Annotated in this window: 12 protein-coding genes; 7 read left to right on the forward strand and 5 right to left on the reverse strand. The window is 67.8% G+C overall.

Going from position 1 to position 12,320, the window contains the following annotated elements; genetic code table 11:
• Positions 1-9 precede the first annotated feature (9 nt).
• The 6 genes from V2B31_RS16360 to V2B31_RS16385 are packed head-to-tail and all read left to right on the forward strand — an operon-like array spanning position 10 to position 6,174.
• Positions 10-1,632 (forward strand): tetratricopeptide repeat protein, encoded by a 1,623-nt coding sequence (locus tag V2B31_RS16360; protein ID WP_422247414.1) that lies wholly within the window; start codon positions 10-12, stop codon positions 1,630-1,632.
• Positions 1,619-2,500, forward strand: coding sequence for a 4-(cytidine 5'-diphospho)-2-C-methyl-D-erythritol kinase (locus V2B31_RS16365; protein WP_328280500.1), 882 nt, complete (start codon positions 1,619-1,621; stop codon positions 2,498-2,500). The genes V2B31_RS16360 and V2B31_RS16365 overlap by 14 nt, the downstream gene beginning before the upstream one ends.
• Positions 2,497-3,213, forward strand: a complete 717-nt coding sequence (locus V2B31_RS16370) for an N-formylglutamate amidohydrolase (protein ID WP_328280502.1) — start codon at positions 2,497-2,499, stop codon at positions 3,211-3,213. Before V2B31_RS16365 ends, V2B31_RS16370 begins: the two co-directional genes overlap by 4 nt.
• Positions 3,210-3,584 (forward strand): hypothetical protein, encoded by a 375-nt coding sequence (locus V2B31_RS16375; protein WP_328280505.1) that lies wholly within the window; start codon positions 3,210-3,212, stop codon positions 3,582-3,584. The genes V2B31_RS16370 and V2B31_RS16375 overlap by 4 nt, the downstream gene beginning before the upstream one ends.
• Entirely contained in the window at positions 3,581-4,972 is a 1,392-nt protein-coding gene (locus V2B31_RS16380; RefSeq protein ID WP_328280507.1) for an NAD(P)H-hydrate dehydratase, read from the forward strand. The genes V2B31_RS16375 and V2B31_RS16380 overlap by 4 nt, the downstream gene beginning before the upstream one ends.
• Positions 4,969-6,174, forward strand: a complete 1,206-nt coding sequence (locus V2B31_RS16385; protein WP_328280509.1) for a class I SAM-dependent RNA methyltransferase — start codon at positions 4,969-4,971, stop codon at positions 6,172-6,174. The genes V2B31_RS16380 and V2B31_RS16385 overlap by 4 nt, the downstream gene beginning before the upstream one ends.
• A gap of 79 nt (positions 6,175-6,253) precedes the next feature.
• Here the strand turns inward: V2B31_RS16385 and V2B31_RS16390 are convergent, their stop codons facing one another.
• The 3 genes from V2B31_RS16390 to V2B31_RS16400 form a co-directional block, all read right to left on the reverse strand.
• The gene (locus V2B31_RS16390; RefSeq protein WP_328280511.1) at positions 6,254-7,459 is read right to left on the reverse strand and encodes a type III PLP-dependent enzyme; all 1,206 of its coding nucleotides are present in this window, start codon (positions 7,457-7,459) and stop codon (positions 6,254-6,256) included.
• Between the two features lie 147 nt (positions 7,460-7,606).
• Positions 7,607-8,779, reverse strand: coding sequence for a carboxynorspermidine decarboxylase (locus tag V2B31_RS16395; RefSeq protein ID WP_328280513.1), 1,173 nt, complete (start codon positions 8,777-8,779; stop codon positions 7,607-7,609).
• Between the two features lie 119 nt (positions 8,780-8,898).
• Positions 8,899-10,104: a saccharopine dehydrogenase family protein gene (locus tag V2B31_RS16400; RefSeq protein ID WP_328280515.1), complete on the reverse strand. Its 1,206-nt coding sequence runs from the start codon at positions 10,102-10,104 to the stop codon at positions 8,899-8,901.
• Between the two features lie 197 nt (positions 10,105-10,301).
• On the opposite strand from V2B31_RS16400, the gene V2B31_RS16405 reads away from it, so the two are divergent.
• A complete protein-coding gene (locus tag V2B31_RS16405; RefSeq protein ID WP_328280517.1) occupies positions 10,302-10,865 on the forward strand; it encodes a fasciclin domain-containing protein in 564 nt (187 codons plus the stop codon).
• A 63-nt stretch (positions 10,866-10,928) separates the two neighbouring features.
• Here V2B31_RS16405 and V2B31_RS16410 read toward each other — a convergent pair whose 3' ends face one another.
• Positions 10,929-11,276, reverse strand: a complete 348-nt coding sequence (locus tag V2B31_RS16410; protein WP_328280519.1) for a GFA family protein — start codon at positions 11,274-11,276, stop codon at positions 10,929-10,931.
• A gap of 105 nt (positions 11,277-11,381) precedes the next feature.
• Positions 11,382-12,320 (reverse strand): cisplatin damage response ATP-dependent DNA ligase (locus V2B31_RS16415; RefSeq protein WP_328280521.1); only part of this gene is annotated, 939 nt, incomplete at its 5' end.

Genomic DNA, 12,320 nt, shown 5'->3' on the forward strand with positions numbered 1-12,320 from the left:
CCGTTGCTGCTGCTGGCGGTCCCCGCGGCCGCCGGTGCGTCGGTCGATCCCGACGCGGCGCTGCACGCCTATGCGCGGGCGCGGCTGGCGGACGGGGACGGGGCGCTGGGGATGGCGGTGGCGAGCTATCGCGACGCGCTGACGATGGACCCGGCGCGGGTGGAGATTGCGCGCCGATCCTATGTGCAGGCGATCGAGAGCGGGGACGCGGCGCTGGCGCTCCGGTCGGCGATGCTGCTGGACGGCGAGGGGCTGCTGCCGCGCGACGGGACGCTGCTGCGGATCGGCGATGCGCTGGCGCGCAAGGATTGGGCGGGCGCGGCGACGCTGACCGACCGGATGGCGGAGGAGGGGAATTTCAGCTTCCTTGCGCCCATTGTGAAAAGCTGGATCGCGATCGGGCAAGGGCGTTATGCGCCGCCGCAGGTCAACGACCGCGACAAGTTCGCGGCGCTGGCGTTGCGCTATTCGGACGAACATGCGGCGTTCCAGGCGCTGGCGCGCAGGGATGTGGCGGCGGCGGTGCCGGCGATAAGGCGGGCGCTGGCGGTCCGGAGCAGCGACGGGGCGGCGCTGCGGATCGCCTTTGCCGGGCAGTTGGCGGCGCAGGGCGCGAAGGCGGAGGCGCTGATGCTGCTGCCCGCCGCCAGCGCCAATTTCGCGGCGGCACGGGCGGATATTCAGAAGAACAGGCGTTTGAAGGCGGCGGGCGCGGCGATGACGCCGGCGCAGGGCTATGCGCGGCTGCTGGCGCGGCTGGCGGTCGATGTGGCGTCCGACCCGGCGGGCGCGCCGATGGGGCTGCGGCTGGCGCGGATCGCGACCTTCGCCGATCCGGCGGGCGCTGAACCGGCGATCGTGGCGGCGCGGCTGTTGACGGCGCAGGGTTATGGCGCAGGCGGGGTCGAGGCGGCGCGGCGGGTGCCGGCTAAGAGCTGGTATGCGGCGCTGGGCCAAGCGGAGCTGATCGAGGCGCTGGCGGCTTCGGGCGACAAGGCGGGTGCGCTGGCGCTGGCGCGGGCGCAGGCGGAAGCGCCGGGAGCGGAAGCCGAGCGGCAGGTGCGGCTGGGGCGGCTGCTGGCGGAGCAGCGCGATTTTTCGGGCGCGGCGGCGGCTTTCCGGGCGGCGCAGGCGGGCTATGAGCCGGACAAGCTGCCCTGGACGCTGCTGCTGTTCGAGGGCAGCGCGCTCGACCAGGCGAAGCGCTGGGACGAGGCGCGGGGGGTGCTGGAGCGGGCGGCCAAACTCGCGCCCAACGAGCCGCTGATCCTCAATTATCTGGGCTATGCTCAGATCGAGCGGCGGCAGAATGTCGATGCGGCGCTGGACCTGCTGCGCAAGGCGAGCGCGCTGAAACCGCAGGACGCGGCGATCACCGATTCGCTGGGCTGGGCGCATTATGTGACCGGCGACTTGAATGCTGCCGTGCCGGTGCTGGAGCGCGCGGCGGCGGGCGCGCCGGGGGATGCGACGATCAACGAGCATCTGGGCGATGCGCTGTGGACCGCCGGGCGGCGCTATGAGGCGCGCTATGCCTGGGCGGCGGCGTCGGTCTATGCCGAGGGCGATGTCGCCGCGCGGCTCGCGGCCAAGGTGCGGGAAGGCATGAAGCCTGAATATGCCGCACCCTGAGGGATTGGCGCAGGCCGAGACTCTGACCGAAATCGCCTATGCCAAGGTCAATGTCGCGCTGCATGTGCGGGCGCGGCGGGAGGATGGCTATCATGCGCTGGAGAGCCTGTTCGTGTTTGCGCAGGATGGCGACCGGCTGACGGGATGCGCCACGGATGACGGCGCGATCGACCTGGCGATCGACGGACCGTTCGGCGGGGCATTGGGGGCCGGACCGGACAATCTGGTGGTGAAGGCGGCGCGGGCGCTGCAATCCTATCTGGGCGAACAGCGCGGCGCGGCGATCCGGTTGACCAAGCGGTTGCCGGTGGCGTCGGGGATCGGCGGCGGCTCGGCGGATGCGGCGGCGACGCTGCGGCTGCTGGCGCGGCTGTGGGAAGTGCGGATCGAGGGCGACGAGCTGGCGGGGCTGGCGCTGGACTTGGGATCGGACGTGCCGGCCTGCGTGGCGAGCGTCACGCAGCTGGTGACGGGGCGGGGCGAGCATCTGGCGCGCCATGCCGTCCAGGGGCTGGAGGGGCTTGCCATGCTGCTGGTCAATCCCGGCGTGGCGGTGCCGACCGGGCGGGTGTTCGGGCACTGGGACGGGGTGGATCGCGGGGCGCTGGACGCGGGGAGCCTGGCGGCGCTGATCGGGCAGGGCCGCAATGATTTGCAGGGGCCGGCGGTCGCGGTGGCACCGGAGATTGCGGGGGTGCTGGAGGCGCTGGACGGGCAGGCGGGGCGGCTGGTGGCGCGCATGTCGGGATCGGGCGCGACCTGCTTTGCGCTATTTGGCGATGATGCGGCCTGCGCCGGCGCTGCGGCGGCACTCAAGGCGGCGCATCCGGGGTGGTGGGTGATGCAGACGAGGATCAGGCGCGGATGAGCGAGGCCTATGAGGATGTGGCGGCGGGCGGGCTGGACCTGCTGATCGTCGCCGATCATGCCTCCGCTTATGTGCCGGCGGACATCGATCTGGGCATCGATCCGGCGCTGCTGGAGCAGCATATCGCGGTCGATATCGGGGCTGCGGTGGTCAGCCGGCTGCTGGCGGCGCAGCTTGGGTGCCGGGCGATCTTGGGGGGCGTGTCGCGGCTGGTGATCGACCTCAACCGGGAAGAGGATGCGCCGGGGCTGCTGCCGGTGATGAGCGACGGCCATGCTATTCCGGGCAATCGCGACGCCGATCCGGGCGCGCGGATGCGGCGTTTCTATCATCCCTATCATGATCGGATCGCTGCGCTGCTTGCCGGCATGGGGTCGCCCTTCATCCTGTCGGTGCACAGCTTCACGCCCCGGCTGGCGAGCGATCCGGGGCAGGCGCGGCCATGGGAGATCGGGGTGCTGTATAACCGGGACGATCGCGCGGCACGGATTGCCATTCCCATGCTGGAAGCGGCGGGGCTGATCGTGGGCGACCAGTTGCCCTATTCGGGGGCGCTGCTCAACGCGACGATGAACCGCCATGCGGAGGCGAACGGCATCCCCTATCTGGGGATCGAGATGCGGCAGGATCTGGTGAGCGATGCGGCGGGGCAGGCGCGGTTTGCCGGGATTTTAGGGCCGGTGGTGCTCGAATGTTGGAGTAAGCTGGCGTGAGGGTTGTTGCAGTGGTGGCGTTGATCGCCCTGACGGGGTGCGGCGGGGAGGCGTCCAAGCCCGGCAATCTGGTCGGGGCGGCGGAGGAAACGGAGGCGGACCCGGTGGATGATGGCAAGGCCGATTGCCGGATCGGCGGGGCGGAGGAATGGGCGCGCGACTGCATGGTCGAGCGCGCGGGGGAGATGCTGACGATCCGGCATGGCGATGGCGGTTTCCGGCGCTTTCGGGTGCTGGCCGACGGGCGCGGGCTGGAGGCGGCGGACGGGGCCGAGGTGGCGGTGGTCAAGATCGTGGGCGACCAGCAGATTGAAGTGGCGGCGGGGGCGGACCGATACCGGTTGCCGGCACAGATCGCCGGCGGGCGATGAGCGGCGCGCCGATCCTGACGGCGGCGCAGATGCGGGACGCGGAGCAGGCGGCGTTCGATGCCGGAGTCGATCCTTACGGGCTGATGGAGACGGCGGGCGCGGCGGCGGCGGAGATCATCTGGCGGGCGGGGCACAGGCGCGAGACTTTGGTGCTGTGCGGGCCGGGCAATAATGGCGGGGACGGCTATGTGATCGCGCGGTTGCTGCGCGCGCGGGGCGTGCCGGTGCGGGTGGCGGCGCTGGGTGATGCGAGGACGGAGTCGGCGCGGCGGGCGCGGGCGGCTTGGGGCGGGGCGATCGAGGATTTTCGGACTGTGGAGCCGGCGACGCAATTGGTCGATGCGCTGTTCGGGACCGGGCTGGCGCGCGGGCTGGACGCGGATGTGGCGGCGCGGCTTGGCGAACTCGCGGAGGCGGCGACGACGACCTATGCCATCGATCTGCCGAGCGGAGCGGAGACGGACGGCGGGGCGTTGCTCTCTCCGGTGCCGCATTATGATGTCTGCATATCGTTGGGGGCGTATAAGCCCGCGCATCTGCTGCACCCGGCGGCGGGGCGGATCGGGCGGCTGGTGCTGGCCGATCTGGGGATCGAGGCGGTGAGTGCGGTGCGGCGGCTGGAGCCGCCTGCGTTGCGCGCGCCGGACGCCGACGCGCATAAATATACGCGCGGGCTGGTGGCGATCATCGGCGGCGGGATGCCGGGGGCGAGTATGCTCGCCAGCGTCGCTGCGGCGCATTCGGGCGCGGGGTCGGTGCGGCGCTTTGCCGATGATATGCCGGCGGCTGGGCCTTATGCGATCATCAATAGGCAGGTGGAGCGGCCGGACGCCCTGGCCGAGCAGTTGACGGATGAGCGGATCGGGGCCTTGCTGGTGGGGCCGGGGCTTGGGCTGGATGCGGAGGCGCAGGCGCGGTTGGCGGTGGCGCTGGCGGCGGGGCATCGGTTGGTGCTGGATGCCGATGCGCTGACCTTGATCGGGCGGGACGATGCGCTGGCGATTCCGGCGGGTGCGATCCTGACGCCGCATGAGGGGGAGTTTGCGCGGCTGTTCGGCGATCTGCCCGGCAGCAAGATCGAGCGGGCGCTGGCGGCGGCGCGGGCGTCGGGCGCGGTGGTGGTGTATAAGGGCGCGGACACAGTGATTGCAGCCCCGGACGGGCGGGCGCGGGTGACGGACAGCGCTTCGCCCTGGTTGTCGACGGCGGGCACGGGCGACGTGCTGGCGGGGCTGGCGGCGGGGCGGCTGGCGGTAACCGGCGATCCGTTCCGCGCGGCGTGCGAGGCGGTATGGCTGCATGGCGAGGCGGCGCGGCGGTGCGGGGCGGCTTTCATCGCGGATGATTTGCTCCGCGCGCTGCCAGCGGCTATCGCCGCGCGATTGTGACAGGCACTGACTTAGAGACCATCATCCGCATCGCCGCCAAGGGCGACGGCGTGACCGCCGATGGCCGGCATGTGCCGCTGACCGCGCCGGGCGACCGGGTGGCGGCGGACGGGGCGGTGTCTTGGGGGCCGCATCATGCGACGCCGCCTTGCGTCCATTTTCCGGAATGCGGGGGGTGCCAGCTCCAGCATCTGGACGACGAGAGCTATGCCGATTTCGTGACCGGGCGGGTCGTGGGTGCGCTGGCGGGGCAGGGGGTGACGCCTAGCGCGGTGCTGCCGCCGCATATTTCGCCGCCGATGACGCGGCGGCGGGTGGCGCTGCGGGCGGCGCGGGCGGGCCGGCGGGTGACGATCGGGTTCGCCGAAGAGGGGAGCCATCGGCTGATCGACCTGACCATGTGCGCGGTGATGGACGCGCGGCTATTCGCGCTGGTGGGGCCGCTGCGCGGGCTGATGGCGGTGATCCTGCCGGACAAGCGCGCGGCGCATGTGAAGATGTCGCTGATCGACCAGGGCGTCGATCTGCTGCTGGAGGGCGTGCGGGTCGAGGGGCTGGCGGCGGACGAGGCGCTGGGGGATTTCGCGCGGGCGCATGGCCTCGCGCGGTTGACGATCGACGAGGGCGACGGGCCGCAGACGCGCTGGGAGCCGGAGGCGGCGACGGTGAGTTTCGGCGGGGTGGCGGTGGGCTTCCCGCCTTATGCCTTCCTCCAGGCGACGCCCGATGGCGAGGCGGCGCTGGTGGGGGCGGTGCGCGGTGCGTTGCCGGAAGCGGGTGCGGTGGCGGACCTGTTCTGCGGGCTGGGGACGTTCGCGCTGGCGATCGGCGACGGGCGGCCGGTCTATGCGGCGGAGGGTGCGCGCGACGTCGTGCTGGCGCTGAAGGCTGGCGCGGGGCGGGCGCAGCGGCGCGTGGCAGCGGATCATCGCGACCTGTTCCGCCGGCCGCTGACGCCCGAGGAGTTGAACCGCTTTGCCGCCGTGGTGCTCGATCCGCCGAGGGCGGGAGCGCGGGAGCAGGTGCTGCAGCTGGCGCGGGCGGCGGTGCCGGTGATCGCCTATGTCTCGTGCAATCCGGCGAGTTTCGCGCGGGATGCGGCGCATCTGGTGGGAGCGGGATATGGCCTGGAGAGCGTCAAGCCGGTGGGGCAGTTCCGCTGGTCCACCCATGTCGAGCTGGTGGGGGTGTTCTGGCGGTAGCGGCCTGATCTGTTCGCCAGCGCTAGCCGGCGTCCGGTCGAGAGGGCGGAACTGGACCCCGGCTTTCGCCGGGGAACAGTCATTTTCCGAGCTTGATGATGGTGGCGCGGCGGCGCGGGGCGATGGTTTCGGTGTAGAGGCTCGCCATCGGCGCGTCCTCCACCTCGATCGTCGCGTCCGACGTGAAGCCGTTGAAGCCGGTCCGCATCGCCGCGCCATAGGCGCCGAGCATTCCGATCTCGATATAGTCGCCCGCCTTCACGTCCGCCGGGAGCAGGAAGGGGCCGACCATATGGTCCATGTCGTCGCAGGTCGGGCCGTAGAAGGAGAAAGCCTCCAGCGGCTCGATGCTCGCCTGTTCGCGCAGCAGCTCGACCGGGAAGCGCCAGCCGATATGCGCCGCGTCGAACAGCGCGCCATAAGCGCCGTCGTTGATGTACAGCTCATTGCCGCGACGGCGCTCCACGCGCACCACGACCGAGCTGTACTCGGCCGACAGCGCCCGGCCCGGCTCGCACCAGAGTTCCGACGAATAGCTGACCGGCAGGCTCTCGAAGCCGCGATGGATCGCCTCGAAATAATGCTCGAGGGCGACCGGCTCCATGCCGGGATAAACGGACGGGAAGCCGCCGCCGACATCGATGATATCGACCGTGACCGCCGCGTCGACGATCGCCGCGCGGACCCGCTCGATTGCGTCGCTGTAGGCCTGCGGGCTCATCGCCTGGCTGCCGACATGAAAGCAGATGCCGAGCGCGTCGGCGGCCTGGCGGGTGGCCATCAGCAATTCGCGCGTCTCACCCAGTTCCGCGCCGAATTTCGACGCGAGCGAGAGTTCGCTATGTTCGGAGGACACGCGCAGGCGGACGCACAGCTCCAGATCGGTGGCGTCGTTAGTGGCGCGCATGATCTTTTCCAGCTCGTCGATGCTGTCGAGCGAGAAGGTGCGCACGCCATAGGCGTGATAGGCTTCGGCGATCGCTTCCTCGGCCTTGACCGGGTGCATGAAGCAGAGCTTCGCCTGCGCGCCCATGGCGGCGAGCGCGTCGGCAACGAGGCGCACCTCGGCGATCGAGGCCACGTCGAAATGCGTGATGCCCGATGCGTAGAGCGTGCGGATCAGGTCCGGCGACGGGTTCGCCTTCACCGCATAGAGAGACCGCCCCGGAAACTTTTCGACAAAGAAGCGGGCAGCCCGAGCCGCGGCGTCGGGACGAATCAGCGTTACCGGTGCTGCCGGTTTGAGGGCGGTCGCTACCCCCAGCGCGCTATGATGCTTGTGCAACTCAAGGGACCTCCAGTGTAGTTCAGGCGAAAAAGCTGCCTTGCGGTGGAAGTCCCATGGGGCAGCGGACGGTCGATATATGCGGAGGGGTCCCCCCTGTAAAGCGCATGCGTAAATTTTGTTGCGCGGGAGGCTACGAAATGTGCGTCAGGAAAGACGAGCCTTGAAGTCGGCGTAGGAAAATGATTTTATTTCCGTGAGTTGGTCGGTGTCGCTGTTCCACACCCAGATGGCGGGAAGGGGCACGCCGTTGAACGTGTTGGTCTTCACCATCGAATAATGGGCCTGATCGAGGAAGGCGATGCGCGCGCCCGGTTCCGCGCCGCCGGGGACGCGATAGTCGCCGATGATGTCGCCGGCGAGGCAGGAGGGGCCGCCGAGTCTCGTTACCGGGCCGTCCGTCTGTTCATGCAGCATGGCGGGGCGGTAGGGGGCTTCGATCACGTCGGGCATGTGGCAGGTGGCGCTGATGTCGGTGATGGCGACAGGCATGCCGTTGTCGATGACGTCGAGGATTTCGCCGACGAGGATGCCGGCGTCGAGCGCCATCGCTTCACCGGGTTCGATGTAGAGGGTGAGGCCGGTCTGCGCTTTGATCTTTGCCAAGAATGCGATGAGGTCGTCGATCTGGTAGTCGGCGCGGGTGACATGGTGGCCGCCGCCGAAGTTCAGCCATTTGAGGCCCGCGACATGGGGCATGACGCGCGATTCGATCGCGGCCCAGGTGCGTGCAAGCGGCAGGAAATCCTGTTCGCAGAGGTTATGGATGTGGAGGCCCGAGACACCTTCGAGATGCTCGGGACGGAGCTGGTCGACGGGGAAGCCCAAGCGGCTGTGCGGCTGCGACGGGTCATATTTGGGGACTTCGCCCTCGGCGTGGAGGGGATTGAGGCGGAGGCCGATGTCGAAGGTTCGGCCGTCGGCGCGGGCGGCGTCGATGACGGGTTTCAGGCGCGCGATCTGGCCGGGGCTGTTGAAGATGACATGGTCGCTGATCTTCAGGATTTCGGCGAGATCGTCGGGCTTGTAGGCGGCGCAGTAGGTAGCCACCTCGCCGCCATATTCCTCCCGGCCAAGGCGCGCTTCGTAGATGCCCGAAGCGCAGACGCCGTCGAGATAGTCTGCGACAACGGGGCCGAGCGACCACATCGAGAAGGCCTTGAGCGCGCCCAGCACCTTGATCCCGGCGCGGTCGCCGATGTCGCGCAGGACGGCGAGGTTGCGGCGGATCGCGGCCTCGTCCACCACGAAGGCGGGCGAGGGGACGCGGTAGAGATCGAAGCGGGCGAAAGCGGCGGGATCGCCGGCGCGGGTTTCCATTAAGCTACACTCCGTCATCCCCGCGAAGGCGGGGATCCATCTCCGGCCCTATCCCCCGGCGAGAGGTCGGGAGATGGGTTCCCGCTTTCGCGGGAATGACGATATTTTTGCGCGCGGCTTTAGAAATCGAGCGGCGCGTCCAGTTCCTTTACCTGCCAGGGCAGGCCGTGCTTGTTCAGCATGTCCATGAAGGGATCGGGATCGAACTGTTCGATGTTGAACACGCCTTCCCCTTTCCATGCGCCGGTCAGCATCAGCGCCGCGCCGATCATCGCGGGGACGCCGGTGGTGTAGCTGACCGCCTGATTGCCGGTTTCGGCATAGGCGTCCTCATGGTCGCAGACATTATAGACGTAGACGGTCTTCTGCTGCCCGTCCTTCTCGCCCGTAGCAATGTCGCCGATATTGGTCTTGCCCTTGGTGGTGGACCCCAGGCTCGACGGTTCGGGCAGAACGGCTTTGAGAAACTGGAGCGGGATGATCTCCTGGCCGTTGTAGATGACCGGATCGATCCGCGTCATGCCGACATTCTGGAGCACTTCGAGATGCTTGAGGTAAGCGTCGCCGAAGGTCATCCAGAAGCGGATGCGCTTGATTTCGGGATAGTGGGTCGCGAGCGATTCCAGTTCCTCATGATACATGAGGTACATATTCTTCTCGCCGACCTGATCGAAATCGAAGACCTGCTTGTGGCTGAGCGCCGGGCCTTCGACCCATTCGCCATTCGCCCAGTGGCGCGAGGGGGCGGTCACTTCGCGGATGTTGATCTCGGGATTGAAGTTGGTGGCGAAATGCTGGCCATGGTCGCCGCCATTGCAATCGAGAATATCGAGCGTGTCGATCCGGTCGAGCAGATGCTTCCTGATGTAGCTCGCGAACACGCTGGTGACGCCGGGGTCGAAGCCCGATCCCAGCAGCGCCATGATGCCGGCGTCCTTGAAGCGATCCTGATAGGCCCATTGCCAGCTATATTCGAACTTGGCGGTGTCGCGCGGCTCGTAATTGGCGGTGTCGAGATAGTCGGTCCTGGTCGCGAGGCACGCGTCCATGATCGCCAGATCCTGATAGGGAAGCGCGAGGTTGACGACCAGTTTCGGTTGGACCTTCTCGATCAGCGCGATGGTCTCGTCCACATTATCGGCGTCGACCTGCGCCACGTCGATGGTGACGCCGGTGCGCGCCTTCACCGATTCGGCGACTTTATCGCAGGAGACGAGGCGGCGGCTGGCCAGCGTGATGTGGCTGAATATGTCGGAATTCATCGCCATCTTGTGAACCGCGACAGAGCCGACGCCGCCCGCGCCGATGACCAGAACCTTGCTCAATCTTTTCTCCATTTGTCAGTCCGCGCTTAGCCACGCGAAAGCGCCCATATAGGGATGCGACGTGACAGCGCAAAGTCAGATGCACGGGCGTCATCCGACCCCCCTGTCTTTTGGGGCAGGGATGCAGCCGGCGGCTTCTTCAAACGTAGGGGCGACATCCCCGGCGGACGGGGTGTGGATGAGGAAGGATGATCGTGATGAAATATTCTACCCTGTCGCTCGCGCTTGCGGGCGCGCTGTTGAGCGTCGGTGGCGCGGCGGTCGCCAACCATCATGAGGGCAAGAACCCGATGGTCGGCGGCGCGGCGATGTATCCGACCAAGGACATCATCGACAATGCGGTGAACTCGAAGGACCACACCACGCTGGTCGCGGCGGTGAAGGCGGCGGGGTTGGTCGAGACGCTGAAGGGGCCGGGGCCGTTCACCGTCTTTGCCCCGACGAACCAGGCGTTCCAGAAGCTGCCGGCGGGCACCGTCGACACGCTGCTGAAGCCCGAGAACAAGGCGCAGTTGACGAGCGTGCTCACCTATCATGTGGTGGCGGGCAAGCTTTCCGCCGCCGACCTGATCGCGCAGGCCAGCGCCAATGGCGGCAAGGCGACGCTGACCACCGTTCAGGGCGAGCCGCTGACCGCCTGGGTGCAGGGGCCGAATGTCTGGTTGCAGGATGCCAAGGGCGGCAAGTCCAAGGTGACGATCGCCGACGTCAACCAATCGAACGGCGTGATCCATGTCATCGACACGGTGCTGATGCCCTGACCGATGCGATGACGGGAGGAGCGGCCGGGCCTCAATCATGGGGTCCGGCCGCTTTTTCGTGGGTCAGAAGCGCGCGCCGTCAATTTCCTGGATGGTGAGGCCGTCGAGATCGATCGAGGGCACGCAGCGCAGGTTGATCGCGCGCATGTCGCCCTGGGGCGACTTGCCGAGCGCGAAGGCCTCCGTGCCGCAGGTCTTGCAGAATTGGTGCGTGATAGTGTGCTTGTAGAAAAGATAGTCGGTAAGCTGGTCCGCGCCGCTTTTCAGGGTAAACTGGTCGGCGGGCACGAAGGTGAGGACGAAGCCCTTGCGGCTGCAATGCGAGCAGTTGCAGGTCATGGCTTCGGTCGGCGGGTCGGCATCGACAGTGAAGGTGACCGCGCCGCAGTGGCAGCTTCCCTGATAACCCATGATTCGCCTCGTCAGTTGATGATCGTCACCCCAGCGACGGGTGGGTCTCAGGCGTATCGCGCCGACGCCCGAGATGCCAGCCTGCGCTGGCATGACGGCTAGAGTTTAACTCACCAGCTTCTTCAATCCCTCGATCGTGTCCGCTTCCGCCGCCGGCTTGTCCTTCCTTATGCGCGCGATCCTGGGGAAGCGCATGGCTAGGCCGGATTTATGGCGTTTGCTGTCGTGGATGCTATCGAAGGCGACTTCCAGCACCAAAGTCTTTTCGACCTCGCGGACCGGGCCGAAGCGGTTGACCGTGTTCTGGCGGACGAAGCGGTCGAGCCATTTGAGTTCCTCGTCGGTGAAGCCGCTATAGGCTTTGCCCACCGGCAGCAGTTCGCCGTCGTCCGTCCAGCAGCCGAACGTATAGTCCGAATAGAAGGAGGAGCGTTTGCCGTGGCCGCGCTGGGCGTACATCATGACGCAGTCGGCGGTCAGCGGGTCGCGCTTCCATTTGTACCAGAGCGCGGCTTTGCGCCCGGCGACATAGGGGCTGTCGCGGCGCTTGAGCATGACGCCTTCGATCGCGGCGTCGCGGGCGCCGGCGCGGATGTCGGCGAGGGTCGGGAAGTCGGGCGCGTCGATCAGTTGCGACAGGTCGAAGCGGTCGGGGTCGAGGGTCGGCGCGAAGGCTTCGAGGCGGGCGCGGCGATCGGTCCATGGCAGGGTGCGCAGGTCGTCCTCGCCCTCGATCAGCAGGTCGTAGAGGCGGACGAAGGCGGGGAAATCCTCCATCATCCTGGTGGTGACGGCTTTGCGGCCGAGGCGCTGCTGAAGCGCGTTGAAGCTGGCGGCCTCTCCCCCCTGGAACTCGCCCTTCACCAGCAGTTCGCCGTCGAGCACGGCATGGCCGGAGAAGGCGTGCGCGATTTCGGGGAAGCTGCCGGAAATGTCGTCGCCCGCGCGGCTGTAGAGGCGGGTCTGTCTTCCGTGTTTGGGGCCGGTGCCGACGATCTGGATGCGGATGCCGTCCCATTTCCATTCGGCGGCATAGTCGGCGAG

Origin of the sequence: Sphingobium sp., assembly GCF_036170395.1 — a bacterium.
Taxonomy (GTDB): Bacteria; Pseudomonadota; Alphaproteobacteria; order Sphingomonadales; family Sphingomonadaceae; genus Sphingobium.

Excerpts from the sequence above, each read along its gene's own strand:
- V2B31_RS16365 (WP_328280500.1), top strand. The coding sequence starts at position 1,619 with ATGCCGCACCCTGAGGGATTGGCGCAGGCCGAGACTCTGACCGAAATC.
- V2B31_RS16370 (WP_328280502.1), top strand. The coding sequence starts at position 2,497 with ATGAGCGAGGCCTATGAGGATGTGGCGGCGGGCGGGCTGGACCTGCTG.
- V2B31_RS16380 (WP_328280507.1), top strand. The coding sequence starts at position 3,581 with ATGAGCGGCGCGCCGATCCTGACGGCGGCGCAGATGCGGGACGCGGAG.
- V2B31_RS16395 (WP_328280513.1), bottom strand. The coding sequence starts at position 8,779 with ATGGAAACCCGCGCCGGCGATCCCGCCGCTTTCGCCCGCTTCGATCTC.
- V2B31_RS16405 (WP_328280517.1), top strand. The coding sequence starts at position 10,302 with ATGAAATATTCTACCCTGTCGCTCGCGCTTGCGGGCGCGCTGTTGAGC.
- V2B31_RS16410 (WP_328280519.1), bottom strand. The coding sequence starts at position 11,276 with ATGGGTTATCAGGGAAGCTGCCACTGCGGCGCGGTCACCTTCACTGTC.